Annotated in this window: 27 protein-coding genes and 1 riboswitch; of the genes, 16 read left to right on the top strand and 11 right to left on the bottom strand. The window is 73.2% G+C overall.

All coding sequences use genetic code 11. From position 1 onward, the window contains the following. Positions 1–49 precede the first annotated feature (49 nt). From ABD954_RS25160 to ABD954_RS25170, 3 genes are all read left to right on the top strand, one after another. Positions 50–526, top strand: coding sequence for a DUF5304 domain-containing protein (locus tag ABD954_RS25160; RefSeq protein ID WP_345489136.1), 477 nt, complete (start codon positions 50–52; stop codon positions 524–526). A gap of 78 nt (positions 527–604) precedes the next feature. Then, positions 605–1,546: an ROK family glucokinase gene (locus ABD954_RS25165; RefSeq protein ID WP_345489138.1), complete on the top strand. Its 942-nt coding sequence runs from the start codon at positions 605–607 to the stop codon at positions 1,544–1,546. An 85-nt stretch (positions 1,547–1,631) separates the two neighbouring features. Next, complete coding sequence (locus tag ABD954_RS25170) at positions 1,632–2,375, top strand: endonuclease/exonuclease/phosphatase family protein (RefSeq protein WP_345489140.1); 744 nt, start codon at positions 1,632–1,634, stop codon at positions 2,373–2,375. A 13-nt stretch (positions 2,376–2,388) separates the two neighbouring features. Here ABD954_RS25170 and ABD954_RS25175 read toward each other — a convergent pair whose 3' ends face one another. Continuing rightward, positions 2,389–3,210, bottom strand: coding sequence for a hypothetical protein (locus tag ABD954_RS25175; protein WP_345489141.1), 822 nt, complete (start codon positions 3,208–3,210; stop codon positions 2,389–2,391). After that, on the bottom strand, positions 3,203–3,985 hold the full coding sequence (locus tag ABD954_RS25180; RefSeq protein ID WP_345489143.1) for an alpha/beta hydrolase: 783 nt from the start codon (positions 3,983–3,985) through the stop codon (positions 3,203–3,205). Before ABD954_RS25180 ends, ABD954_RS25175 begins: the two co-directional genes overlap by 8 nt. Before the next feature lie 225 nt (positions 3,986–4,210). Between ABD954_RS25180 and ABD954_RS25185 the strand changes: the two genes are divergently transcribed. The 5 genes from ABD954_RS25185 (at position 4,211) to ABD954_RS25205 (ending at position 9,094) form a co-directional block, all read left to right on the top strand. Continuing rightward, on the top strand, positions 4,211–4,942 hold the full coding sequence (locus tag ABD954_RS25185; protein WP_425584059.1) for a lysophospholipid acyltransferase family protein: 732 nt from the start codon (positions 4,211–4,213) through the stop codon (positions 4,940–4,942). A 29-nt stretch (positions 4,943–4,971) separates the two neighbouring features. Continuing rightward, positions 4,972–6,198, top strand: a complete 1,227-nt coding sequence (gene macS / locus ABD954_RS25190; protein ID WP_345489147.1) for a MacS family sensor histidine kinase — start codon at positions 4,972–4,974, stop codon at positions 6,196–6,198. A gap of 74 nt (positions 6,199–6,272) precedes the next feature. Next, the gene (locus tag ABD954_RS25195) at positions 6,273–6,920 is read left to right on the top strand and encodes a response regulator (RefSeq protein WP_345492454.1); all 648 of its coding nucleotides are present in this window, start codon (positions 6,273–6,275) and stop codon (positions 6,918–6,920) included. A gap of 116 nt (positions 6,921–7,036) precedes the next feature. Continuing rightward, on the top strand, positions 7,037–8,026 hold the full coding sequence (locus ABD954_RS25200; RefSeq protein ID WP_345489149.1) for an ATP-dependent 6-phosphofructokinase: 990 nt from the start codon (positions 7,037–7,039) through the stop codon (positions 8,024–8,026). 69 nt (positions 8,027–8,095) lie between these two features. Then, complete coding sequence (locus ABD954_RS25205; protein ID WP_345489151.1) at positions 8,096–9,094, top strand: 2-hydroxyacid dehydrogenase; 999 nt, start codon at positions 8,096–8,098, stop codon at positions 9,092–9,094. Here ABD954_RS25205 and ABD954_RS25210 read toward each other — a convergent pair. Both ABD954_RS25210 and ABD954_RS33670 read right to left on the bottom strand, forming a co-directional pair. Then, entirely contained in the window at positions 9,091–11,046 is a 1,956-nt protein-coding gene (locus ABD954_RS25210) for an anthranilate synthase family protein (protein WP_345489153.1), read from the bottom strand. The genes ABD954_RS25205 and ABD954_RS25210 overlap by 4 nt on opposite strands. 114 nt (positions 11,047–11,160) lie before the next feature. Continuing rightward, complete coding sequence (locus ABD954_RS33670) at positions 11,161–11,217, bottom strand: trp operon leader peptide (RefSeq protein ID WP_356695341.1); 57 nt, start codon at positions 11,215–11,217, stop codon at positions 11,161–11,163. A gap of 99 nt (positions 11,218–11,316) precedes the next feature. Here ABD954_RS33670 and ABD954_RS25215 point away from each other — a divergent pair, with 99 nt between their 5' ends. Continuing rightward, the gene (locus ABD954_RS25215) at positions 11,317–12,669 is read left to right on the top strand and encodes a class II 3-deoxy-7-phosphoheptulonate synthase (protein ID WP_345489155.1); all 1,353 of its coding nucleotides are present in this window, start codon (positions 11,317–11,319) and stop codon (positions 12,667–12,669) included. Positions 12,670–12,791: 122 nt separating this feature from the next. Then, the gene (locus ABD954_RS25220; protein WP_345489157.1) at positions 12,792–13,058 is read left to right on the top strand and encodes a (2Fe-2S)-binding protein; all 267 of its coding nucleotides are present in this window, start codon (positions 12,792–12,794) and stop codon (positions 13,056–13,058) included. A 31-nt stretch (positions 13,059–13,089) separates the two neighbouring features. On the opposite strand, the gene bfr is transcribed toward ABD954_RS25220, so the two are convergent. Then, positions 13,090–13,566, bottom strand: a complete 477-nt coding sequence (gene bfr, locus ABD954_RS25225; RefSeq protein WP_309549481.1) for a bacterioferritin — start codon at positions 13,564–13,566, stop codon at positions 13,090–13,092. A gap of 188 nt (positions 13,567–13,754) precedes the next feature. Between bfr and ABD954_RS25230 the strand changes: the two genes are divergently transcribed. Continuing rightward, entirely contained in the window at positions 13,755–14,396 is a 642-nt protein-coding gene (locus tag ABD954_RS25230) for a sulfite oxidase-like oxidoreductase (protein ID WP_345489161.1), read from the top strand. Between the two features lie 23 nt (positions 14,397–14,419). Here ABD954_RS25230 and ABD954_RS25235 read toward each other — a convergent pair whose 3' ends face one another. The 6 genes from ABD954_RS25235 to thiO all read right to left on the bottom strand — a co-directional run bounded on the left by ABD954_RS25235 (position 14,420) and on the right by thiO (position 20,066). Continuing rightward, positions 14,420–14,959, bottom strand: a complete 540-nt coding sequence (locus tag ABD954_RS25235; RefSeq protein WP_345489163.1) for a DUF4396 domain-containing protein — start codon at positions 14,957–14,959, stop codon at positions 14,420–14,422. 67 nt (positions 14,960–15,026) lie between these two features. Beyond that, a complete protein-coding gene (locus ABD954_RS25240) occupies positions 15,027–15,875 on the bottom strand; it encodes a deoxyribonuclease IV (protein WP_345489166.1) in 849 nt (282 codons plus the stop codon). A gap of 6 nt (positions 15,876–15,881) precedes the next feature. Next, positions 15,882–17,783 carry a Stk1 family PASTA domain-containing Ser/Thr kinase gene (pknB, locus tag ABD954_RS25245; protein ID WP_345489168.1) on the bottom strand — a complete coding sequence of 634 codons (1,902 nt, stop codon included), beginning with the start codon at positions 17,781–17,783 and terminating at the stop codon, positions 15,882–15,884. A gap of 110 nt (positions 17,784–17,893) precedes the next feature. After that, the gene (locus tag ABD954_RS25250; RefSeq protein ID WP_345489170.1) at positions 17,894–18,688 is read right to left on the bottom strand and encodes a thiazole synthase; all 795 of its coding nucleotides are present in this window, start codon (positions 18,686–18,688) and stop codon (positions 17,894–17,896) included. A gap of 5 nt (positions 18,689–18,693) precedes the next feature. Next, entirely contained in the window at positions 18,694–18,906 is a 213-nt protein-coding gene (gene thiS / locus ABD954_RS25255) for a sulfur carrier protein ThiS (RefSeq protein WP_345489172.1), read from the bottom strand. After that, positions 18,903–20,066: a glycine oxidase ThiO gene (thiO, locus tag ABD954_RS25260; protein ID WP_345489174.1), complete on the bottom strand. Its 1,164-nt coding sequence runs from the start codon at positions 20,064–20,066 to the stop codon at positions 18,903–18,905. The genes thiS and thiO overlap by 4 nt, the downstream gene beginning before the upstream one ends. Further along, positions 20,064–20,176: riboswitch (TPP riboswitch) on the bottom strand. It overlaps the preceding gene by 3 nt. A 53-nt stretch (positions 20,177–20,229) precedes the next feature. Between thiO and ABD954_RS25265 the strand changes: the two genes are divergently transcribed. From ABD954_RS25265 to metF, 5 genes are all read left to right on the top strand, one after another. Next, positions 20,230–20,571 carry an avidin-fold protein gene (locus tag ABD954_RS25265; RefSeq protein ID WP_345489176.1) on the top strand — a complete coding sequence of 114 codons (342 nt, stop codon included), beginning with the start codon at positions 20,230–20,232 and terminating at the stop codon, positions 20,569–20,571. Positions 20,572–20,599: 28 nt separating this feature from the next. Further along, on the top strand, positions 20,600–21,865 hold the full coding sequence (locus ABD954_RS25270) for an NAD(P)/FAD-dependent oxidoreductase (RefSeq protein ID WP_382745754.1): 1,266 nt from the start codon (positions 20,600–20,602) through the stop codon (positions 21,863–21,865). A 43-nt stretch (positions 21,866–21,908) separates the two neighbouring features. Further along, complete coding sequence (locus ABD954_RS25275) at positions 21,909–22,274, top strand: Rv2175c family DNA-binding protein (protein ID WP_345489178.1); 366 nt, start codon at positions 21,909–21,911, stop codon at positions 22,272–22,274. A gap of 127 nt (positions 22,275–22,401) precedes the next feature. After that, entirely contained in the window at positions 22,402–23,052 is a 651-nt protein-coding gene (thiE, locus tag ABD954_RS25280; protein ID WP_345489180.1) for a thiamine phosphate synthase, read from the top strand. A gap of 140 nt (positions 23,053–23,192) precedes the next feature. Beyond that, entirely contained in the window at positions 23,193–24,110 is a 918-nt protein-coding gene (gene metF / locus ABD954_RS25285; protein WP_345489182.1) for a methylenetetrahydrofolate reductase [NAD(P)H], read from the top strand. Positions 24,111–24,132 lie beyond the last annotated feature (22 nt).

Raw genomic sequence — 24,132 nt, forward strand, 5'->3', positions numbered from 1 at the left:
CGGGCGCGGGCCGTGTACCGTCGACCGTAGAAGCCCTAAGGAGTACGTCATGAGCGATTCGGACGCCTGGGCCAAGGCCTGCGCCGAGGACCTGGAGGCCGAGAAGGCCCGCCGCCGCGCCGAGCGCGGGGAGGAGCCCGGGTCCGCGGCCGAGGAGTTCCGCAAGCTCTTCGAGGCCGTCGCCGACAAGCTCTCCGGCACCCTCGGCGGCTCCCTCGCCGGCGGGCAGGCCGCCGCGACCGTCCAGCAGGTCGTCCACCAGGCGAAGGCCCTCGTCGAGCCCGTCATCGAACGCAACCCGCAGGTCTTCGACCACCTCGCCGCCGCCGGCAACGAGCTCCTCGCCGCGTACCGCTCCGCCGTCCAGGGCCAGGAGGCCCGCTGGACCCGCGGCGACAGCCGGCAGGCGGCCGGCGCCGCAGCCGGCGAGCCGGAGGGGCCGCGGGCGCAGGAGGGGCCGAAGGGGCCGGAGAAGCCGGACGACGAGGACGGTCCGGGGACCGGCCAGCACATCGACCTCGACTGATTCCCGGACTGATCAGTACGGTCCTCCTCCTCGGGTACGGTGGGCCCTAGCGGGGCTCGACCGAAAACTGAGGGACACATGGGACTCACCATCGGCGTCGACATCGGCGGCACGAAGATCGCGGCCGGCGTGGTCGACGAGGAGGGCAACATCCTCGACACGCACACCGTGCCCACCCCGCCGACCCCCGAGGGCATCGTCGACGCCATCTGCGCCGCCGTGTCCGAGGCCGGCAAGGGGCACCAGATCGAGGCCGTCGGCATCGGAGCCGCCGGATACGTCGACGACAAGCGCGCCACCGTCCTCTTCGCGCCGAACATCGACTGGCGGCACGAGCCGCTGAAGGACAAGGTCGAACAGCGCGTCGGCCTCCCCGTCGTCGTCGAGAACGACGCCAACGCGGCGGCCTGGGGCGAGTACCGCTTCGGCGCCGGCCAGGGCCACGAGGACGTCATCTGCATCACCCTCGGCACCGGCCTCGGCGGCGGCATCATCATCGGCAACAAGCTGCGCCGCGGACGCTTCGGCGTGGCCGCCGAGTTCGGCCACATCCGGGTCGTCCCCGACGGCCTGCTGTGCGGCTGCGGCAGCCAGGGCTGCTGGGAGCAGTACGCCTCCGGCCGCGCCCTCGTCCGGTACGCCAAGCAGCGTGCCAACGCCACCCCCGAGCGCGCCGAGGTGCTCCTCGGACTCGGTGACGGCACCCCCGAGGGCATCCAGGGCAGGCACGTCAGCGAGGCCGCCCGCGCGGGCGACCCGGTCGCCATCGACTCCTTCCGCGAGCTGGCCCGCTGGGCCGGTGCCGGCCTCGCGGACCTGGCGTCGCTGTTCGACCCGTCGGCGTTCATCGTCGGCGGCGGCGTCTCCGACGAGGGCGAACTGGTCCTCGACCCGATCCGCAAGTCCTTCCGGCGCTGGCTGATCGGCGGCCGGTACCGTCCGCACGCCCAGGTCCTCGCCGCCCAGCTCGGCAACAAGGCCGGCCTGGTCGGCGCGGCCGACCTCGCCCGCCAGGGCTGAGCCACCGGCCGGGACACCCGTTCACGACCGACGGTGCCCGTCGTGCCCTGCGGGGCGCGGCGGGCACCGTGCTTAGGGTGGCCCCATGGCGATGAGCGAGCTCCCCGACTCCCGCACCGAAGCCGACGGTTCGGCCGTCGTCCGGGTCCTCTCCTACAACGTGCGCTCCCTGCGCGACGACGAGGACGCCCTCGCCCGGGTGATCCGGGCCTGCGCCCCCGACCTCGTCCTCGTCCAGGAGGCCCCGCGCTTCTTCCGCTGGCGCAAGCACGCGGCCCGGCTGGCCGCCAAGAGCGACCTGGTCGTGCTGTCCGGCGGCGCCACCGCCGCCGGACCGCTGCTGCTCTGCTCGCTGCGGGCCACCGTGGAGCACACCGAGGACGTCCTGCTGCCGCTCACCCCGGGCCGGCACCGGCGCGGCCTCGCCACCGCCGTCGTCCGGATCGGCGGCGCGCGCCTGGGCCTGGTCAGCTGCCACCTCAGCCTGTACGCCGACGAGCGCCACGCCCAGGCGGGCCTGCTCCTGGACCGGGTGGCCGCCCTCGGCACCCCGTACGCCGTGGTCGCCGGAGACCTCAACGAACCGCCGGGCGGCCGGACCTGGGACCGGCTGACGAAGGAACTCCGGGACGGCCGGGAGGCCGCGCCCTGGGGCGGGGAGCACACCTGGCCCGCCACCGCCCCCGACCGCCGCATCGACGCGGTCCTGGCGACGCCGGGCGTCGAGTTCCTCGCCTGCGGCGTCCCCACCGGTCTCGACCGGCGGGACCTGACGGCGGCGACGGACCACCTGCCGGTCCTGGCGGTGGTCCGCGTACCGGCCGCCTAGGACCGCCCCGCCGCTACACCACGGCGCCGCGGCCCGGGTCGTCGAAGCCGTCGTCGTCCTCGTCGTCGTGCTTCATCCGGGCCACCAGCGTCACGAAGCCGCCCAGGAAGCCGCCCACGCACAGGGTGGTCAGCCACCAGGTCATGTCCCACCGGAGCAGCACGGCGAGCAGCATCAGGACCGGGCCGCCGACCACGCCGAGCCACGCGAACTTGGTCGTGGTGTCGGCCTCCGGCAGCGGCGGCGGCTCCGGCGGGACGAAGTGGCCCTCGTCCGCGTCGCCGTCGTCCGCGGCGCCCGGGGCCGGGTCCGGTTCGGCCAGCGAGTAGTCGCGCGGGCCGCCGCCTCCCACGCCGACGCCCGGCGCGAAGACGATCGACGAGCCCAGCGCGGGCCTGTCGTCCTCGCCGGGCCCCTCCGCCGCGGCGGGCCCGTCCGGCTCCTCCCGCTTGCGGAACTTGTCGGGCTTGTCGGCGGCGTCCGGCGTCACCGGGCCGTCCGCCGGGCCCTGCGCCGGTCCGCCCGCCCGTCCGCCCGCGGGACCGTCCGCCTGCGCCTCCGCCGGGCCGTCGGAAGCCGCGACCCCCGCGGCCCCGGCCACGGCGCCGCCGTCGCTCCCGGTCCGGGCCGCGCCGCCGGCACCGCGCCGGTGGTCGCCGTCCGCCTGCTCCGCGTCCTCCGGCATGTCCGGCAGCGCCAGGTCCTCCACCGGCCGGAAGGGACGCGCGCCCGGAGGGTCGGCGGGCTCCTCCCCGTACCCGGCGACGATCGCGGCCCAGGCCGCCTCCTCGTCGATGGGCTGGGGCTCGCGCTCCCCGTCCTGCTGTTCAGCCACCGCTCGCGCTTCCCTTCTCGCCGACGAGTTCCGGAGCGAGCCGGGACACGAACGCCCAGCTCTCCTCGAAGATCCGCTCCGCATCGAGGTCCAACGTCGCCACGTGGTAGCTCTGTTCCAGGATGACCTCCTTCACGTCCGTCGAGGAGACCCGGCTGAGGATCCGTGCCGAGTCGGCCGGCGGCACCACGTGGTCCTGCGGGCTGTGCAGCAGCAGCATCGGCTGCGTGACCTGCGGCAGCTCCGCGTCGACGATCCGGAAGAAGCGCCGCAGCGAGTACGCCGCGTGCAGCGGCACCCGCTCGTAGCCGATCTCCACCGAGCCCGGCTTGGCGATGTCGCTCGCGATGCCCTTCGTCGACGGCACGAAGTGCCGCACCACCGGCAGCGCGCGGGCCGCGACCCCGTGCACCTTGTTGCCCGGGTTGACCAGCACGATCCCGCTGACCGCGTCGCCGTACCGCGCCGCGAGGCGCAGGGTCAGGGCGCCGCCCATCGACAGGCCCATGACGAACACCCGCTCGCAGCGCCCGGTCAGCTCGCGCAGCGCCCGGTCCACCTCCGCGTACCAGTCGTGCCAGGTGGTGAGCTGCATGTCCTGCCAGCGGGTGCCGTGCCCGGGCAGCAGCGGCAGCGACACCGTCAGCCCGCGTCCGGCCAGGTACTCGGCCCAGGGGCGCATCGACTGCGGGGAACCGGTGAATCCGTGACAGAGGAGGACGCCGACCTCTCCGCCCTCGTGGCGGTACGGCTCGGCTCCAGGAAGGACCGGCACGGGGTCTCCTGTTCGGGTTCGACTTCGGCCCCCGCTCTCGCGGACCGGCCCGAAGCGCTTCGGTAAGGGGAAGGCTTTCACCGTACGCGACCGGACCGACACCGACCAGGGCGTTCACACGAAGCACGGGACCGCACGACCCGCCGCGGCGGCCGGTCGGGGCCCGTACGGGATAAGGTCGTCATGACGGCACACGGAAGGCATGGCGAGTTGATCTACGGCGCAATGAAGTTCTCCCTCGGAGGGTCCCTGAAGGTCGCCTTCAGGCCCTGGGTGGAGGGCCTCGAGAACGTTCCCGCCGAGGGACCGGCGATCCTCGCGAGCAACCACCTGTCGTTCTCCGACTCCTTCTTCCTGCCCGCCGTCCTCGACCGCAAGGTGACCTTCATCGCCAAGGCCGAGTACTTCACCACCCCCGGCGTCAAGGGCAAGCTGACGGCCGCCTTCTTCAAGGGCGTCGGCCAGCTCCCGGTCGACCGCTCCGGCGCGCGTGGTGCGGGCGAGGCGGCGATCAAGGCCGGCATCGAGGTCATCGAGAAGGGGGGCCTGTTCGGGATCTACCCCGAGGGCACCCGCTCGCCCGACGGCCGGCTCTACCGCGGCAAGCCGGGCGGCCTGGCCCGCGTGGCCCTCGCCACCGGCGCCCCCGTGATCCCGGTCGCGATGATCGACACCGAGAAGATCCAGCCGCCCGGCAAGATCGTGCCCAAGCTGATGCGCCCGGGCATCCGGATCGGCAAGCCGCTCGACTTCAGCCGCTACCAGGGCATGGAGGGCGACCGCTTCATCCTGCGCTCGGTGACCGACGAGGTCATGTACGAGATCATGAAGCTGTCCGGCCAGGAGTACGTCGACATCTACGCGACCGCCGCCAAGCGGCAGATCGCCGAGGCCGAGAAGGCCGCCAAGGAAGCCGTCAAGGCCGAGATCGCGGCACGGGAAGAGTCCGGCGCCTGACCCCGTAGGGGCGCTCGGGGGTGGGGGAGATGGCCAGGCGCGAACGTGTCGTGCGCATGTCGGTCGAGCAGCCGCTGTGGCGCGCGCTCACCGCGTACCGCGTCCTGACGATGATCTACGCGGTGATGCTCGGCCTCTTCGGACGCCAGGGCTACGAACGGCCCTGGATCGCCGCCGCCTTCCTCGCCGTCCTGTGCCTGTGGACCCTCGCCACCCTCCCCAAGGTGGCGAACGCCGCCAGCTGCACCAGACGCTTCCTCGCCGCCGACCTCACCCTCGCGCTGACCGGCATCCTGCTCACCCCGCTCGCCGACCACCAGGCGCAGTCCGTCGACCACCCCACCCTGCCCTCGATATGGACCGCCGGCTCCGTCCTCGCGTACGCCATCAAGGGCGGCTGGCGCTGGGCCGGCCTCGCCTCGTCCCTGGTCGCCGTCGCCAACATCATCGAGCGCGGCCACCCCAGCCGCGACACCCTGCACAACGTGCTGCTCGTCTGGGTCGCCTCCATCGCCATCGGCTACGTCGTCGAGGTCGCCCGCGCCTCCGAGCGCACGCTCGCCCGCGCCCTGGAGATCGAGGCCGCCACCCGCGAACGGGAACGCCTCGCCCGGGACATCCACGACAGCGTGCTCCAGGTCCTCGCCATGGTGCAGCGGCGCGGCACCGCCCTCGGCGGCGAGGCGGCCGAGCTGGGCCGGATGGCCGGCGAGCAGGAGGTCGCCCTGCGCACCCTGGTGGCCGGCGGCCTCACCCGCCCCTCGCACGTCTCCGAGGACGAGTCCGAGGGCGCCGTCGTCCGGGTCGTCGAGGTGCCCGACGAGCACGACGCCGCCGACGTCGACCTGCGCACCCTGCTCGCCCCGCGCGCCGGGTCCCGGGTCACCCTCTCCGACCCCGGCAGCCCCGTCCTCCTCCCGGCCCCCGCCGCACGCGAACTGGCCGCCGCGGTCGGCGCCGCCCTGGACAATGTGCGGGTGCACGCGGGCGAGGGAGCCAGGGCGTGGATCCTGGTCGAGGACTGGGGCGACGAAGTGGTCGTGACCGTACGGGACGACGGCCCCGGCATCCCCGAGGGCCGGCTCGCCCAGGCCGAGGGCGAGGGCCGGATGGGCGTCGCCCTGTCCATCAGGGGCAGACTGCGGGACCTCGGCGGCAGCGCCGACCTGGTCTCGGTCCCCGGCCAGGGCACCGAAGTGGAACTGAAGGTCCCGCGCACACCGCGGGAACGGCGGGGGAAGGCAGGAGCGAAGTGAACGAGCAGCACGGGCAGCGCGAGCAGGCCGGCCAGGACGCACCCGACGGGCGGCCCCGGCAGCCGATCAGGGTCATGGTCGTCGACGACCACCCGATGTGGCGGGACGCGGTCGCCCGCGACCTCGCCGAGGCGGGCCTCGACGTGGTCGCCACGGCCGGCGACGGCGAACAGGCCGTGCGCCGCGCCGCCGCGGCCGACCCCGACGTCCTCGTCCTCGACCTGAACCTGCCCCTCAAGCCCGGCGTCCAGGTCTGCAAGGAACTCGTCGCCGCCGACCCGCGGCTGCGGGTGCTGGTGCTCTCGGCGAGCGGCGAGCACGCCGACGTCCTGGAGGCCGTGAAGTCCGGCGCCACCGGCTACCTCCTGAAGTCCGCCAGCACGGCGGAACTCCTGGACGCGGTGCGCCGCACCGCCGTCGGCGACCCCGTCTTCACCCCGGGCCTCGCCGGCCTCGTCCTCGGCGAGTACCGGCGGCTCGCCTCCGAACCCGCCCCGGCGGCGGGCCGGGACGAGCCGAAGGCCCCGCAGCTCACCGAGCGCGAGACCGAAGTGCTGCGCCTGGTCGCCAAGGGCCTGAGCTACAAGCAGATCGCCGAACGGCTCGTCATCTCGCACCGCACCGTGCAGAACCACGTCCAGAACACCCTGGGCAAGCTCCAGCTGCACAACCGCGTCGAGCTCGTCCGCTACGCCATCGAGCGCGGCCTCGACGACGCCTGACCGCGGCCGCGGGCCCCCGGCGGGGTGACACGGTCGATTCACCCTCCTCGCTGTCTCGGAGCGGCCCTCGTCACCACTAGCGTGGGCCGCACCCCTCGGACGGCGAAGGAGTGCCCATGCGCGTCGGTGTGCTGACCGGCGGAGGAGACTGCCCCGGACTCAACGCGGTCATCCGCGCCGTCGTCCGCAAGGGCGTCCAGGAGTACGGCTGGAGCGTCACCGGCTTCCGGGACGGCTGGCGCGGTGTCGTGGACGGCGACGCCGTCCCGCTCGACGTGCCGGCCGTCCGCGGCATCCTGCCGCGCGGCGGCACCGTGCTCGGCTCCTCCCGCACCGACCCCTTCGCCGTCCCCGACGGCGTCCGGCGGCTGAAGGAGAACCTCGCCAAGCAGCGCTCCGACGCCCTCGTCGTCATCGGGGGCCGCGGCACCCTCGGCATCGCCGCCCGGCTGCACACCGAACACGGCGTGCCCTGCGTGGGCGTGCCCAAGACCATCGACAACGACCTCCCGGCCACCGACTGGACCTTCGGCTTCGACACGGCCGTCGGCATCGCCACCGAGGCCATCGACCGCCTCCACACCACCGCCGACTCCCACCGCCGGGTCCTCGTCGTCGAGGTCATGGGCCGGCACACCGGCTGGATCGCGCTGCACGCCGGACTCGCCGGCGGCGCCAACGTCATCCTCGTCCCCGAACAGCGCTTCGACCTCGACCAGGTCTGCGCCTGGGTCGCCTCCCGCTTCGAGGCCGCCTACGCCCCCATCCTCGTTGTCGCCGAGGGCGCCCGGCCCAGCGACGGCGCGCCCGTGCCCGGCTCGGTGGGGGAGTGGCTGGCCGGGGAGATCGCGCGGCGCACCGGCCAGGAGGCCCGCACCACCGTCCTCGGCCACGTCCAGCGCGGCGGCAGCCCCAGTGCCTTCGACCGCTGGCTGGCCACCCGCTTCGGGCTGCACGCCGTGGACGCCGTACGGGACCGGGCGTACGGCACCACGGTCGCCCTGCGCGGCACCGACGTGGTCCGCGTCCCGCTGGCCGCCGCGACCGACCGCCTCAAGACCGTCGACCCGGCGCTGTACGCGGAGGCCGGGGTCTTCTTCGGCTGAGCGCCTGTGCCGCACGGGTCGTATATTCGCCCCCATCCGGACCGATACCGCCCGATGAAGGGGAAACCCGTGGAAATCCTGGCATTCGGCGTACAGGCGGACGAGCGGCCGCTCATCGAGAGGGCCTTCGCGGGACACCACGACGTCCGCTGCGTCGACGTCTTCCTCAACCAGGACACGGCCCCCATCGCCGCCGGCCACGAGATCGTCTCCACCAGCGTCAACGCCGCCCTCGACCGGCGGGTCCTGGAGATCCTCAGCGACGGCGGCACCCGGATGATCGCCCAGCGCTCCACCGGCTTCAACAACATCGACCTCGACGTCGCCGACCGCCTCGGCCTCACCGTCGCCCGGGTCTCCTTCTACTCGCCGTACGCGGTCGCCGAGTTCGCCTGGACCCTCGCGACGGCCGTCAACCGCAGGATCGTCCGCGCGGCGGGCCGCACCCGCGACTTCGACTTCCGGCTCGACGGACTGATGGGCCGCGACCTGCGCGGCCGCACCGCCGGCGTCCTCGGCACCGGCAAGATCGGCGAGGCCTTCACCCGGATCGCCCACGGCTTCGGGATGAACCTGCTCGGCTGGGACATCGCCGAGAACCCGGCCTGCGCCGCCCTCGGCATGAAGTACGTCGACAAGGACCGGCTCCTCGCCGAGTCCGACCTCGTCAGCCTCCACGTACCGCTGCTCCCGGCCACCCACCACCTCATCGACGCCGCCGCCCTGCGCTCCATGAAGGACGACGCGATCCTGGTGAACACCAGCCGCGGCGGCCTCGTCGACACCGAGGCCCTGGTCCGCGAACTGCGCGCCGGCCGCTTCACCGGCGTCGGTCTCGACGTCTACGAGGCGGAGGCGGGCCTGTTCTTCCTCGACCGGTCCCTCGCGGGCATCGAGGACGACACCCTGGCCCGCCTGGTGACCTTCCCCAACGTGCTGGTCACCTCCCACCAGGCGTACTACACGGCCGAGGCGGTCGGCCAGATCGTCGACACCACGGTCCAGAACGTCCTCGACTACCTCGCGGGGCGGCGCAGCGAGAACGTCCTGGTACCGAGGAGCGCCTAGACCAGCACCCCCGCCAGGAGCGAGGCCGTCAGGGCCGCACCGTCCGTCGTCAGCACCGACTCCGGGTGGAACTGCACGCCGGCGAAACCGCGGCCGCGCAGCGCGTGGACCTCGTCCGACTCCGGGTCCCGGCTCACCTCGATCCGGTGCAGCGCCAGCTCCGTCGCCGTGCGGTCGTCGCACCGCGCCGTGAAGCTGTTGTAGAAGCCGACCGTGCGCTCCTGCCCGAACAGGTCGATCCGCACCTGCGCCCCCTGGAACGGGGTGCGCTTGCGGACGATCTCCAGGCCCAGCTCGGCCGCGATCAGCTCGTGGCCCAGGCACACCCCGAGCAGACCGTGCCGGTGTCCGCGCAGCAGCCCGGCCGTCAGCCCGCGCAGGAACCGCATCTTCGGGTCCGCCGCGTCCGAGGGGTCGCCCGGCCCCGGGCCGAGCACGATCGGGCCCTCGTGCGCGAGCGCCAGCTCCCGCAGCCCCGGCTCGTCGTAGCGCAGCACCGACACCTCCAGGCCCGAGGAGCGCAGCAGGTGCGCCAGCATGGCGGTGAAGGTGTCCTCCGCGTCGATCACCAGCGCGTGCCCGGACAGCTCCGCCGAACGGACCTGCATCGTGAGCCAGAACGGCGCCAGGTCCGCCCGGCGCGCGTCGAGCGCCGCCCGCACCCGGGGATCGTCGGCGAGCCGGGCCCGTGCGGGCGCCGCGGCCTCGCCGTCCGGCCGGCCCTCCCGTACCCCCAGCGCCGTCAGCACGCCCGCCGCCTTGGCGTGGGTCTCGGCGACCTCGGACGCCGGATCGGAGTGCCGGACCAGGGTCGCGCCGACCGCGACCCGCAGCCGGCCGTCGGCGGAGATGTCGGCGGTGCGGATCAGGATCGGCGAGTCCAGCGTCTGGGCCCCGTTCCCGTCCGTGCCGAGCAGCGCCAGCGCCCCCGCGTAGTAGCCCCGCCCGCCGGCCTCGTGCCGCTCGATGACCCGGCACGCGTTCTGCACCGGCGACCCGGTGACGGTCGCCGCGAACATCGTCTCGCGCAGCACCTCGCGCACGTCCAGCGAGGAACGCCCGCGCAGCTCGTACTCCGTATGGGCGAGATGTGCCATCTCCTTCAGCCGGGGCCCGATCACCATTCCGCCCATGTCGCCGACCGTGCACATCATCTTCAGCTCCTCGTCGACCACCATGGAGAGCTCCTCGGTCTCCTTGCGGTCGGCCAGGAAGGCCAGCAGGTCCTCGGGCGTGGGCGCCGTGCCCGCCGGGTAGCGGTAGGTGCCGCTGATCGGGTTCATCACGACGGTGCCGCCCACCCGCCTTCCGCCACCGCCACCGCCCTCGACCGAGAGCGCTTCGCGCTCGCTCCTCCCGCCCGACATCCGCACGTGCACCTCCGGGCTGGCCCCGACCAGCGTGCGGTCCCCGGTGTGCACCACGAAGGTCCAGTACGCGCCCCGCTCGCCCGCGAGCAGGCGCCGGAACAGGGCCAGCGCGTCGGGCCGCCCGAAGCCGGGCAGGGTGCCGGTGTAGGTGCGGCGGATGACGAAGTTGGCGCCCTCGCCCCGCCCGATCTCCTCGTCGATGACCCGCCGCACGATCCGCCCGTACTCCTCGTCGGAGACGTCAAATCCGCCGTCCTCGACCCGTACGTCATGGGCGGGCAGCCCGTCGAGGACCTCGGCGAGCGGCAGCTCGTACGTCTCCTCGGCGACCAGCACCGACAGCGGGGTGCCGTCGTCGCGCACGTCGAAACCGCGCTCGCGGATCTGCCGGAACGGCACGAGGGCCAGTGCCGGCCGGTCGCCCACCGGCAGCTCGGCCAGCCGCTCGGCCTCGTGTACCGGGCCGATCAGCACCTCGACGGTGTCGTGGTCCCGGCCCGGGGTGCGCCGGCGCAGCAGCGCGAAGGGCGGGCAGGAGTCGTCGAGGAGACGGGGGAGGAGCCCGGAGAAAGAGAGGTCCATGGGTCGGTGTTCCTTCCGTGGGGTTCGGAGAGGAACGGCCTGCCGGGCGTGAGCTCCGGGTACGGGAAAGGCCGCCCCTCGGGCGGCCTTCGCGTGTGGTTCGGGTACGCGCAGTCAGTGGGCCGCCGGATGAGCGGTCCACCACCAGTACTGGGTCGTCTGCGCGAACATGGCGCCGATCGTAGCCCACGGACCGGGGGAACGCGTCTCATTCGTCTCAGTACGCGGTCACTGTCGTGGACGGTTCTTTTCGCCACGTACTGTGGTGGCGTGACCGTGAACGCTGACACCCACGCCGTCGCCAAGGCGACCTGGCGAGACCTGCCCGCGGCGCAGCAGCCCGAGTACCCCGATGCCGAGGCTCTGCGCGATGTGATCGCGGACCTCGAGTCGTATCCGCCGCTCGTCTTCGCCGGCGAGTGCGACCAGCTGCGCGCCCGGATGGGAGCCGTCGCCCGTGGCGAGGCGTTCCTGCTTCAGGGTGGCGACTGCGCCGAGGCCTTCGACGCCGTGAGCGCGGACCACATCCGCGCCAAACTGAAGACCCTGCTCCAGATGAGCGCCGTCCTGACCTACGCGGCCTCCGTGCCGGTGGTGAAGGTCGGCCGGATCGCCGGCCAGTACTCCAAGCCGCGTTCCAAGGGGACCGAGACCCGCGACGGGGTGACGCTGCCGACCTACCGGGGCGACTCCGTCAACGGCTTCGAGTTCAACGAGAAGGCCCGGATCCCGGACCCCGAGCGCCTCAAGCGGATGTACCACGCCTCCGCCTCCACGCTGAACCTGGTCCGCGCCTTCACCACCGGTGGCTACGCCGACCTGCGCCAGGTGCACGCCTGGAACCAGGACTTCGTGAAGTCCTCCCCGTCGGGCCAGCGCTACGAGCAGCTGGCGCGCGAGATCGACAACGCCCTGAACTTCATGAAGGCCTGTGGCACCGACCCGGCCGAGTTCCGCGCGGTGGAGTTCTACGCGTCCCACGAGGCGCTGCTCCTCGACTACGAGGGCGCCCTGACCCGTACGGACTCGCGCACCGGCAAGCTGTACGACACCTCCGGCCACATGGTGTGGATCGGTGAGCGCACCCGTCAGCTGGACCACGCCCACGTCGAGTTCGCCGCGCAGATCGCGAACCCGATCGGGATCAAGCTGGGTCCGACGACCACCGCCGAAGAGGCGCTGACGTACATCGACCGGCTGGACCCGGACCGCGAGCCGGGCCGGCTGACCTTCATCGTCCGCATGGGCGCCGACAAGGTCCGCGACCGGCTCCCCGAGCTGGTCGAGAAGGTCACCGCCTCCGGCGCGACCGTCGCCTGGGTCACCGACCCGATGCACGGCAACACCTTCGAGGCCGCCTCCGGCCACAAGACCCGCCGCTTCGACGACGTGCTCGACGAGGTCAAGGGCTTCTTCGAGGTGCACAAGGAGCTGGGCACCCACCCGGGCGGCATCCACGTCGAGCTCACCGGTGACGACGTCACCGAGTGCGTGGGCGGCGGCGACGAGATCTTCGTCGACGACCTGCACCAGCGCTACGAGACGGCCTGCGACCCGCGGCTGAACCGCAGCCAGTCGCTGGACCTGGCGTTCCTGGTGGCGGAGATGTACCGCGATCAGTAAGTGTCTTCCTACGACGACGGGGTGCGGATCCATGTGATCCGCACCCCATCGTCGTTTCCAGGACTTTTGCGCCTACCCGGCGCCGGGTAAGGTTAGGTAAACCTAATCGATCTCGGCGGGAGGTGAACCGCGTGTACGTCTGCTCATGCTTCGCCGTCACGGAGAAGCAGGTCAAGGAGCACGCGGAAGCCGGCGCCTGTACGCCCCGCCAGATCGCTTCGGCCTGCAAGGCGGGCACCGACTGCGGCTCGTGTGTACGACGCATTCAGGCCATCCTCGGGCGCGGCAACTGCCCGCGTCGCGAGCTCGTCGACCAGGGCATGCCGGCCCTCGCGGCGGAGCTCGCCTCCGTGGAGGACCTCGCCGAGGATCTCTCCGAGGCCGCCTAGCCCGGCAGTGGTCGGCCGGCCGGTCCGCCGGCTAGCTCGGCTGCTCGATCAGCGTCGAGCAGTAGAGCGCCTCGCCCAGCTGCTCGATGAGTTCCAGCTGGGTGTCGAGGTAGTCGATGTGGTGCTCCTCGTCCGCCAGGATCTCCTCGAAGAGGTTCGCCGAGGTGATGTCGCCCTTGGCCCGCATGACCTCGATGCCGCGCTTCAGGCGGTCGATCGCCTCCACCTCGACCTGGCGGTCGGCCTCGAACATCTCCTTGACCGTCTGGCCCACGCGGACGTGGAAGAGCCGCTGGTAGTTGGGCAGACCGTCGAGCATGAGGATGCGCTCGGTCAGCTTGTCCGCGTGCTTCATCTCGTCGATGGACTCTTCGCGGGTGTACTTCGCGAGCTTGGTCCAGCCCTTGTTGTCCTGGATTCGGTAGTGCAGCCAGTACTGGTTGATCGCCGTCAGCTCGCCGGTCAGCTGCTCGTTGAGGAACTCGAGGACCTCGGGGTCGCCCTGCATAGCTTCAGGATCCTTCCACGCATGTCGGTGCCGCCACTGGGCAGGATGGCCGCATCCTTGCAGCGCGAATGGGTGGCGTCCAGTAAGTGCAGGCTTACTGTGGGTTGCCTTAATTGTCAGAAAATCGCCGGGATGAGTGGGGCATGGCTGGTCATGACCACCCCTCGCGGTCTGTCACCATGGAAGACATGGGTCAGCCGGAGGGCGGAGCACGCCGCGAAGCAGCAGCGTCGGCGGCGTCGGAACTTCCGCCGGGGCAGCGGATCCAGCGCGGCTGGCCGGTCACCCACTACGGCCCCGTGCCGCGCTTCAAGCCGGACCGCTGGGAGTTCCGGGTCTTCGGGGCGACCGCCGACGGCGACAAGCACTGCTGGAACCACGAGGAGTTCTCGGCACTGCCCTTCGCCACCGTCGTGGCCGATCTGCACTGCGTGACGAAGTTCAGCATGCTCGGGGCCGAATGGGGCGGAGTGCCCGCCCGGACGATCCTGGAGCTGGCCCCTCCCGCGCCCGGCGTCACCCATGTGATGGTCTGGGCGGAGTACGGCTACAGCGCCAACATGCGCCTCGCGGACTTCGCCTCCGAGCAGACGATCTTCGCCACCCACAAGGACGGCGAACCGCTCACCGCGGAACACGGCTTCCCGCTGCGGCTCGTGGTGCCGCACCTGTACGCCTGGAAGGGGCCCAAATGGGTCCGGGGCGTGGAGTACATGGCCGCCGACCGGCGGGGCTTCTGGGAGGAGCGCGGCTACCACAACATCGGCGACCCGTGGCGGGAGCAGCGCTACTCGTACCAGGAGGAGCCGGGCGACGGCCCCGAGCTCTAGGGGACCGTCGCTCCGGCGGGCCGTCAGTGGTACCGGTGGACCACGGCGTGGCCCTTGCCGCGCCCGATCATCCACTTGTTGACGGGGGTCGTGACCACGAAGGCCACCAGGAACGCGAAGGCCAAGGCGCCCCAGAACAGCGCGTCCGACAGGTGCGCGTCCATCGCCCCCGGGACCAGCAGCAGGACCCCGTTGTCGACGATCTCCATCACGGTGATGGACAGCGTGTCCGCGGCCAGGGCGACGCCGACGGCCGCCTTCAGGCTCAGTCCGGCCCGCACGACGGCCCAGAGGGTCAGTGAGTAGCCGAAGAAGAACGCCAGGACGATCGCGAGCGCCATCGTCGGGGCGTTGCCCCAGCCGAGCGCGGTGCCGATGATCATGCCGAGCACCTCGCCGATGGCGCAGCCGGTGAGGCAGTGCAGGGTGGCCTTGGCGGCCATCGCCCAGGAGGCGGGGCCGTGGTCGTGGCCCTGGTGCGCGCCGTGCTCGTGAGCGGCGGAGTGCCCGCCGTGCCCGTGGTGCTGATGGTGCTCGTGGTGGGCGTGCGCGTCGTGCTGCATGGGTGCCCCCAAGCTCGGATGGCGGTTCCTCCGTACAGAAGAACCGTATACCCCCCTAGGGTATTCCTCAACGCAGTTTCTTCAGCAGCTCCACATCCGCCTTGTGCCCCTGCGGCCCGCCCGGCGTCTCGATGATCAACGGTACGCCCGCGGTCGCCGGGTGACTCAGCAGCTGTGCGAAGGCGTCCTGGCCGATGTGCCCCGCGCCGATGTTCGCGTGCCGGTCCTTGTGCGCGCCCGCGACGTCCTTCGAGTCATTGGCGTGGACCAGCTTCAGCCGCCCCTCGCCGACCACCGCCACCAGCTCGTCGAGGGTGCGACGCGCGCCGTCCGGCCCCGTCAGGTCGTGGCCCGCGGCGAAGACGTGGCAGGTGTCCAGACAGATGCCCAGCTTCGGATGCCGCTCCAGCGCGTCGAAGTACGGCCCGAAGTCCTCCGCCCGCGAGCAGAGCGAGAAGCCCTGCCCGGCCGTCGACTCGATCAGCAGATCCGGGTCGTCCTCGTGCGTCAGCTCGTCCAGCAGCGGCAGCATCCGCTCCCGGACCTGCGCGAGCGCCTCCGCGCGCGGCCGCCCCCCGGTCGCCGAACCGGTGTGCACCACCACCCCCTTCGCGCCGATCTGCCGGGCACGGCGCAGCGAGTGCCGCAGCGACTCCACCGACCTGTCCACCGTCGCCTCGGTGTGGGAGCCGAAGTTGATCAGGTACGGGGCGTGCACCCAGGCGGAGATCGCCTCGGCCTCGCAGCCGGCCCGGAACAGCTCGTCCTGGGCCGGATTGCCGAGGGGGGTCGCCCAGCCGCGCGGATTGGCGACGAAGACCTGCACGGCCTCGGCCCCGAGCTCGCGTGCGTAGCCGAGACCGGTCGTGGCGAGGCCGCCGGCCACGGGGACGTGGCCGCCGACGGGGTTGCGCATGAGTCTCTACAGTCCCTTGATCGTGATGGTGACGGCCGAGCCCTCGGGGGCGTTCGTGCCGCCCTCGACGGACTGGCCGGTGACGGTGTCGCCGAGGAACGGGAAGGTCTTCTCGACCTTCACCCGGAAGCCGGCCGCCTCCAGCTCGCCGCGGGCCTCGTCCGTCTTCATCCCGACGACGTCCGGGACGGCGACCATCCGCGGCCCCTTGGAGACGGTCAGGGTGATCGTGTCCCCCTTGGCGGCCCGGCTGCCCTCGGCGAGGGACTGGGCGGCCACGGTCCCCGCGTCCTCGGGGGAGTGGATGCGCTCCGCGGCCACCACCACCTTCAGGCCCGCCTCCTGCAGCGTGGCCGTCGCGTCCGGCACCGACTCGCCGGTGAGGTCCGGGACCTCGATCGGCGCGCCCCTGCTGACCTGCAGGGCGACGGCCGAGTCCGGGCTCCGCTCGGTGCCGGGCTCCGGGTCGGAGCCGATGACCGCGCCCTGGGCGACCGACCGGCTGAAGGCGTACGTGATCACGCCCGGCGCCAGGCCCTCCGCGGCCAGCGCCTTCTTCGCCTCCTCGAGGGGGGTGCCCTTGAGGTTGGGCACCTTCACGATCCTCGGCCCGCGCGAGAGGGTGAGGGTCACCGTCCCGTTGCCGCGGATCCGCTCGCCCGGCGCCGGATCGACGGCCATGACCGTGCCGCGCTCGTACACGTCGCTGTACGCGCGCTCGGTGGTGCCGACGTCGAGACCGGCGTCGGCCAGCCGCTGGGTGGCCTGGGCCTCGGTCTGGCCGAGGACGGCGGGCACGCGGGTGAACTGGCCGGAGTTGATGTACCAGACGCCGGTCCCCAGGCCGAGGGACAGCAGGACGGCGGCGACGACCAGGAACGCCGTGCGGCGGTGCACCGTGACCGGGCCCCGGCCCGGAGCGGGACCGGGGTCCGGGGGAGCGGGCAGCCGGCTGGTGTGCTCGACGGGCAGCGGCAGCACCCGCGGGATGACGCTGGTGCGGTCCTCCGCGCCGCTGCGCACCTGGGCCCGGGCCTGCGGCGGCACGGCGTCCAGCTGCTCCTCGCTGAGGGCGGCGCGCGCCTCGCGGGCCAGGGCGAGCAGCGCGACCGCGTCGTACGGGCGGGCCTCGGGATCCCGGGCGGTGGCGCACGCCACCAGCTCGTCCAGCTCCGCCGGCAGGCCCGGGACGACGGCGGAGGGCGCCGGGACGTCGGTGTTCAGGTGCCGGTACAGGACCTGGGCGGGGGTGTCCCCGGAGTGCGGCTTGGCGCCCGTCAGCATCTCGTAGAGGACGACACCGCACGCGTACACGTCGGCGCGGGTGTCGGCGGTGCCGTGCTCGATCTGCTCCGGCGCGAGGTACGACACGGTGCCGAGGACGGCACCGGTGGTGTCCGTGGCCGAGCCCACGGCCCGCACGAGCCCGAAGTCGGCGACCTTTACCCGGCCGTCGTCCCCTATCAGGACGTTCTCCGGCTTCATGTCCCGGTGCACGAACCCGGCCCGGTGCGCGGCCCCCAGCGCGGCGAGCACCGGCTCCAGCACGTCGAAGGCCGCCCGGGGCGGGAGCGCACCGCGCTCGCGCAGCACGTCGCGCAGGGTGCAGCCGGCGACGTACTCCATCGCCAGGTACACGTACGCGCCGTCCGCGCCCTGGTCGAAGACCCCGACCACGTTCGGGTGCGCCAGCCGCGCGACGGACTTGGCCTCCCGCATGAACCGCTCGACGAACGCGGCGTCCGTGGCCAGGTCCGGGTGCATCACCTTGAGTGCGAGCACCCGGTCCAGGCGGGTGTCGACGGCCCGGTACACCGTGGCCATCCCGCCGACGGCCACGCGCGCGTCGACGCGGTAGCGGCCGTCGAGCAGCCGCCCGACGAGGGGGTCCTGAAGGGTCGTGTCCACGCCGTCGAGTCTACGAGTGCGCCCTCCCCCTTCCGCCCGCCCCGGCGCCCTTGCAGCGCACCTGTGACGAGGGCCTCGCCGGGGCGGGCGGGGCGGGAGGGGACGCCGGGTCAGAAGGCCGGGCGTTCGGGGTCCAGGCGGGCGCGGCCCTCGTGCGGGGAGGACGCCTCCGCGAAGTGGCGCCGGGGAATGCGCCCCGCCCGGTACGCCAGGCGCCCCGCCTCGACCGCGTGCCGCATCGCCCCCGCCATCAGAACCGGCTCCTGCGCCCGCGTCACCGCCGACGCCAGCATCACCGCCGCGCACCCCAGCTCCATCGCCTGCGCCGCGTCCGACGCCGTGCCCGCCCCGGCGTCCAGGATCACCGGCACCCCCGCCCGCTCCACGATCAGCTCGAAGTTGTGCGGGTTGCGGATGCCGAGCCCGGACCCGATCGGCGACCCCAGCGGCATGATCGCCGCACAGCCGGCGTCCTCCAGCTTCCGCGCCAGCACCGGGTCGTCGTTGGTGTACGGCAGGACGACGAACCCGTCGTCCACCAGCGTCTCCGCCGCCGCGAGCAGCTCCTCGCCGTCCGGCAGCAGGGTCCGCTCGTCGGCGATGACCTCCAGCTTGACCCAGTCCGTGCCGAGCGCCTCCCGGGCCAGCCGGGCGGTCAGGACCGCCTCGCCGGCCGTGAAGCAGCCCGCCGTGTTCGGCAGGACCCGGATGCCCAGCCGCTCCAGGACCGACAGCACCGAGCCCGCCACGTTCGGGTCGAGGCGGCGCATGGCCACCGTGGTCAGCTCCGTGCCGCTGGCGACCAGGGAGCGTTCGAGCACGTCGAGGCTGGGCGCCCCGCCGGTGCCCATGATCAGGCGGGAGGAGAACTCCGTACCGCCGAGCAGGAAGACGTCGTCGGACATCGCGCTCAGCCCCCCTGCACCGCGGTCAGGACCTCGACCCGGTCGCCCTCGGCGAGCACGGTCGTGGCCCACCGGCTGCGCGGCACGACGGTCTCGTTGACCGCGGCGGCCACCCCGGAGGGAGCCGTGGTGAGGGTGGCGACGAGGGCGTCGAGGGAGAGCGGGCCCGCGAGGGCCCGGGCCTCTCCGTTGACGGACACGTTCACGGAGGTGTTCATGCGTGCTCCAGGTGCGCGGGAGAGAAGCGGAGGGCGGTGAACGGGCGGGCCTCGTCCGGCAGCGTGCCGGTGGTGAGCGCCTCCGCCATGACATCGCCGGTGACGGGGGTGAGCAGCACCCCGTTGCGGTAGTGGCCGGTGGCCAGGTGCAGTCCCGGCAGGGCGCTCGGGCCAAGCAGCGGCGCGTTGTCGGGTGAACCGGGCCGCAGCCCGGCGCGGGTCTCGGTGAGCGGCAGCTCGGTGATGCCGGGCACGAGCTCGTGCGCGTCGCGCAGCAGCTCGTACACCCCGCCCGCGGTGACGGTGGTGTCCCAGCCGAGCTCCTCGCTGGTCGCGCCGACGACGAGTTCGCCGTCGGCGCGCGGGACGAGGTAGACGTGGCTGCCGCGCACCACCGCCCGGACCGTCCGGGACAGGAACGGCGCGTACGCGGGCGGCACGCGCAGCCGCAGCACCTGCCCCTTCACGGGCCGTACGGGCGGCAGCACGTCCGCCGGCACCCCGGCGAGCCGGCCGCTCCGACTGCCCGCGGCCAGCACCACCTGGTCCGCCGCCGCCTCGGTCCCGTCGGCCAGGAGCGCGCCGCGGGCCCGGTCGCCGGCCACCGTGAGCCGTTCCGCGGCGGAACGGTGGAAGACCACCCCGGCCCGCTCGCAGGCGGCCACGAGCGCGGCGGCGAGCCGGCGCGGGTCGACCTGGTGGTCGCCGTCCACGCGCAGCCCGCCCCGCACGCCGGGCGCCAGCATGGGTTCGAGGCGGCGGCACTCCCGGCCGGTCAGCCACTCCGAGGCGAGCCCGCAACGGGCCTGCAGGGCGTGCAGTTCGCGCAGATGGGCCCGGTCGTCGGCGTCGAGCGCGACGGCGAGGGTGCCGCAGGCGCGGTAGCCGACGTCCTGGCCGGTGATCTCGGCGAGTTCGGCGACGAAGTCGGGGTAGCGGCGCGCGGAGGCGAGGTTGAGGCCGAGGAGGGTCTCCTCGCCGTAGTGGAGTTCGGTGACGGCGGCGAGCATGCCCGCGGCCACCCGGGCGGCCCCGCCGCCCGGTTCGGGGTCGGCCACGGCGGTGCGCAGTCCGCGCTGCGCGGCCCGCCAGGCCGTGACCAGGCCGATGACGCCGCCCCCGATGACGAGGACGTCGGACGTGCTCGGTGTACGCGACATGGGCGTCCAGCCCCTCCCTTCGCCGGCATGACCCGGATCAGGTTCGTACGGTCGGAGGCCGGCCAGCCTCCCTCTCAGCCCGGTGCGTCCGGGCTCCCGCGAGTGCTCTACGTTGACGGTCAGACTAACCCCCGCCCCCGACGCCCAGTAAGGGAGCCTCCCCGTGCCGCGATCCCTCGACGGACTGGTCTTCGCCCCCGTCGCCGACCAGGCTCCCGGTCAGGTCGGTGTCCGCACCCGGTTCACGTACCACGAGGAGGACGGCCGGATCTGGGCCGAGTACGCCGGCGGCGACGTGGTCCGGGGGAGTCTCGTCGGCACGCGCTCGGGGGACCGGCTCGACTTCCGGTACGTCCAGTTGCGCCTCGACGGGTCCACCGCTTCCGGGCATTGCGCCTCGACCGTGGTGGAGCTCGCGGACGGGCGCCTCCGGCTGGAGGAGAGCTGGACGTGGGAGTCCCGGGAGGGCGCCGGCACCAGTGTCGTGGAGCAGCTGCCTTCCTGACGTTGCGTCAGCTGCGTAAGGTGACCGGGTGAGCGAGCAGAAGCAGCACGAGCAGAAGCAGACACAGCGGCACGTCGTGATCGTGGGTGCCGGGATGGCCGGCGTCCAGACCGCCGTCGCCCTGCGCGAGCAGGGCTTCACCGGTCCGGTCACCCTCATCGGCGCCGAGCCCCACCAGCCCTACGACCGGCCGCCGCTCTCCAAGGCGGTCCTGCTCGGCAAGGCCGAGGACTCCGCCTTCGACATCGACTTCGAGGCCCTCGGCGTCCAGCTCCGCCTCGGCGTCGAGGTCACCGGCCTGCGGGCCGCCGACCACGAGGTCGACACCGAGGCCGGCCCCGTCCCGTACGACACCCTCGTCGTCGCCACCGGCGCCCACCCGCTCACGCTGCCCGGCGGCGAGGGCGTCCCCGGGGTGCACCTGCTGCGCACCCTCGACGACGCCGCCCGGCTCAAGCCGGTCCTGGAGCGCCGCCACGACATCGTGGTCGTCGGCGCCGGCTGGATCGGCGCCGAGTTCGCCACCGCCGCCCGCGAGGCCGGCTGCGCCGTCACCGTCGTCGAGGCCGCCGACCGGCCCCTCGCCGGCGCCCTGCCCGCCGAGGTGACCGCCCCCATGGCCGCCTGGTACGCCGAGAGCGGCACCGAACTCCTCCTCCACGCGCGCGTGGAGCGCGTCGAGCCGGGGCGGGTCCTGCTCGCCGCCGCCCCCGCGAACCCCCCGGCCCCCGCCCCCGCCCCGCCCCGCGAACTGCCCGCCGACGCCGTCGTCGTCGGCATCGGCGCCCGCCCCGCCACCGGCTGGCTCGCGGGCTCGGGCGCCGCCCTCGACCCGAGCGGCGCGCTCACCGCCGACGACCACCTGCGCACCACGCTGCCCGACGTCTACGCGGTCGGCGACTGCGCCTCCTTCCCGTCCGCCCGCTACGGCGAACGGCTCCTCGTCCACCACTGGGACAACGCCCTCCAGGGCCCCCGCACCGTCGCCGCCGACATCCTCGGCGAGGCCGCCGCGCCCTACGACCCGGTGCCCTACTTCTGGTCCGAGCAGTTCGGCCGTTTCGTGCAGTACGCCGGGCACCACGGCGCCGCCGACACCCTGCTGTGGCGCGGCGACCCCGCCGGCGCGGCCTGGACCGTCCTGTGGCTGCGCGGCGACGCGCTCGTGGCCCTGCTGGCGGTGGGCCGCCCCCGCGACCTGGCCCAGGGGCGCCGGCTGATCGAGCAGGGCACGCCCGTCGACCGGGAGCGGGCCGCGGACCCTGCCGTACCTCTGAAGGCGGCAGTCCGGTAGGGCCCGACTACCGGCTGTCAGTCCGGGATGGCACGCTTGTCCCGTGACCGAGATTGACGCAAAGATCGATGCTCTCGTCCCCGCCTGGCTCTACCTCCCCGACATCGCGGAAATGCTCGACGTCGAGGTGACGCGCGTGCGGCAGCTGGTCAAGGAGGGCCAGCTCATCGCCGTCCGCCGTGGGGAGAACAAGGCGCTGCAGGTGCCTGCCGCCTTCATCCAGGACGGCAAGGTCGTCAAGGGCCTCGCGGGCACCCTGACGCTCCTGCGGGACGACGGCTTCACCGACGAAGAGATGCTGGAGTGGCTCTTCACTCCCGACCCGACCCTGCCCGGCACCCCCGCGCAGGCCCTCGGCGAGAATCGCGGCACGGAGGTGAAGCGCCGCGCCCAGGCGCTCGCCGTCTGACGCGGCGCCGCACCGAGGCACCGCAGCCCGGGGACGCTCGCCGAGCGGACCCACGACAGCACCGCGGGTGCCGGGCCGGCCTTCCGGCCGTCCCGGCACCGGCACCATCCACCAAGGGGGGACGACCATGTCCACGCCTCGCGCCCGGCTCGCCGACGCCCGGCTCTACCTGTGCACCGACGCCCGCAAGCGGCAGGGCGACCTGCCCGCGTTCCTGGACGCCGTGCTCTCCTCCGGCGTGGACATCGTGCAGCTCCGCGACAAGGGCATGGAGGCCGGCGAGGAGCTGGAGCACCTGGCCGTCCTCGCCGAGGCATGCCGCCGCCACGGCACGCTCCTCGCCGTCAACGACCGGGCCGACGTCGCCCACGCCATCGGCTCCGACGTGCTGCACCTGGGCCAGGGCGACCTGCCCGTGCCCGCCGCCCGCGCCATCCTCGGCGACGAGGTGCTCATCGGCCGCTCCTGCCACGCCGAGGAGGAGGTGGCCGCGGCCGCCGCCGAGCCGGGCGTGGACTACTTCTGCACCGGACCCTGCTGGCCCACCCCCACCAAGCCGGGCCGGTACGCTCCCGGCCTCGGCCTCGTGCGGTACGCGGCGGGCCTCGCCCAGGACCGGCCCTGGTTCGCCATCGGCGGCATCGACGAGACCAACCTGGACGAGGTCCTCGACGCCGGCGCCCGCCGGATCGTGGTGGTCCGCGCGATCACCGAGGCCGACGACCCGGCCGCCGCCGCGGCCGCCCTCGCCAAGCGGGTCCGCGAGCGCCTCGGGTGACAGACGGCGGACCACGGCCGCCCGGACCGCGTAGATCATCCCGGTCCGGGCGCCCGGCCGCCCTCCCGGGGTGTCCTGAAACGTGTCCACAGGGCGGACTCGGCTTCACCCCGCTCCGAGACCCCGTCTAACCTGCCCGTATGGCCCTTGGTACCGCTTCCGTCCGCTCGGACCGTGCACGCACGGTCCGCGACATCCTCGCCTCCGGTGACACGTCGTACTCCTTCGAGTTCTTCGCGCCCCGGACCGAGAAGAGCGAGCAGAGCCTCTGGAACGCCATGCGCCGGATCGAGGCGGTCGGGCCGAGCTTCGTCTCCGTCACCTACGGCGCCGGCGGTTCCACCCGCGGAGGCACGGTCAAGGCCACCCAGAAGATCGCCTCCGACACCACCCTCACCCCGGTCGCCCACCTCACCGCCGTCGACCACTCGATCGCCGAGCTCCGCAACATCCTCGGCCAGTACGCCGACGCCGGGATCCGCAACATGCTCGCCGTCCGCGGCGACCCGCCGGGCGACCCGCTCGGCGAGTGGGTCGCCCACCCCGAGGGCGTGCGCTACGCCGCCGACCTCGTCCGGCTGATCAAGGAGTCGGGTGACTTCTGCGTGGGGGTCGCCGCCTTCCCGGAGATGCACCCGCGCTCCGCCGACTGGGACACCGACGTCCGCCACTTCGTGGACAAGTGCCGGGCCGGCGCCGACTACGCGATCACCCAGATGTTCTTCGACCCGGAGGCGTATCTGCGGCTGCGCGACAGCGTCCAGAAGGCCGGCTGCGAGACCCCGATCATCCCCGAGGTCATGCCCGTGGTGAGCGTCCGGACCCTGGAGCGACTGCCCCAGCTCAGCAACGCGGTCTTCCCGAAGAACGTGAAAGAACGCATCCTCGCCGTCAAGGACGATCCGGCCGCTGTACGCTCCATTGGCATCGAGTTCGCGACGGAGTTCTGCGCGCGGCTGCTCTCCGAGGGTGTCCCCGGACTGCACTTCATCACGCTGAACAACGCCAGGGCGACGCTCGAGATCTACGAGAATCTCGGACTGCACCAGCAGTCCTGACCGGCCGTACCCGCCCTTACCC

The organism is Streptomyces roseoviridis (genome assembly GCF_039535235.1).
GTDB classification, from domain to species: Bacteria; Actinomycetota; Actinomycetes; order Streptomycetales; family Streptomycetaceae; genus Streptomyces; species Streptomyces roseoviridis.

Coding starts and splice junctions, on each gene's coding strand:
- thiS (WP_345489172.1), bottom strand. CDS start 18,906: ATGAACACCTCCGTGAACGTGTCCGTCAACGGAGAGGCCCGGGCCCTC.
- ABD954_RS25250 (WP_345489170.1), bottom strand. CDS start 18,688: ATGTCCGACGACGTCTTCCTGCTCGGCGGTACGGAGTTCTCCTCCCGC.
- ABD954_RS25200 (WP_345489149.1), top strand. CDS start 7,037: ATGCGCGTCGGTGTGCTGACCGGCGGAGGAGACTGCCCCGGACTCAAC.
- metF (WP_345489182.1), top strand. CDS start 23,193: ATGGCCCTTGGTACCGCTTCCGTCCGCTCGGACCGTGCACGCACGGTC.
- ABD954_RS25230 (WP_345489161.1), top strand. CDS start 13,755: ATGGGTCAGCCGGAGGGCGGAGCACGCCGCGAAGCAGCAGCGTCGGCG.
- ABD954_RS25165 (WP_345489138.1), top strand. CDS start 605: ATGGGACTCACCATCGGCGTCGACATCGGCGGCACGAAGATCGCGGCC.
- ABD954_RS25185 (WP_425584059.1), top strand. CDS start 4,211: ATGAAGTTCTCCCTCGGAGGGTCCCTGAAGGTCGCCTTCAGGCCCTGG.
- thiO (WP_345489174.1), bottom strand. CDS start 20,066: ATGTCGCGTACACCGAGCACGTCCGACGTCCTCGTCATCGGGGGCGGC.
- ABD954_RS25195 (WP_345492454.1), top strand. CDS start 6,273: ATGGTCGTCGACGACCACCCGATGTGGCGGGACGCGGTCGCCCGCGAC.
- ABD954_RS25170 (WP_345489140.1), top strand. CDS start 1,632: ATGGCGATGAGCGAGCTCCCCGACTCCCGCACCGAAGCCGACGGTTCG.
- thiE (WP_345489180.1), top strand. CDS start 22,402: ATGTCCACGCCTCGCGCCCGGCTCGCCGACGCCCGGCTCTACCTGTGC.
- ABD954_RS25235 (WP_345489163.1), bottom strand. CDS start 14,959: ATGCAGCACGACGCGCACGCCCACCACGAGCACCATCAGCACCACGGG.
- ABD954_RS25160 (WP_345489136.1), top strand. CDS start 50: ATGAGCGATTCGGACGCCTGGGCCAAGGCCTGCGCCGAGGACCTGGAG.
- macS (WP_345489147.1), top strand. CDS start 4,972: ATGGCCAGGCGCGAACGTGTCGTGCGCATGTCGGTCGAGCAGCCGCTG.
- ABD954_RS25240 (WP_345489166.1), bottom strand. CDS start 15,875: ATGCGCAACCCCGTCGGCGGCCACGTCCCCGTGGCCGGCGGCCTCGCC.
- ABD954_RS25210 (WP_345489153.1), bottom strand. CDS start 11,046: ATGGACCTCTCTTTCTCCGGGCTCCTCCCCCGTCTCCTCGACGACTCC.
- bfr (WP_309549481.1), bottom strand. CDS start 13,566: ATGCAGGGCGACCCCGAGGTCCTCGAGTTCCTCAACGAGCAGCTGACC.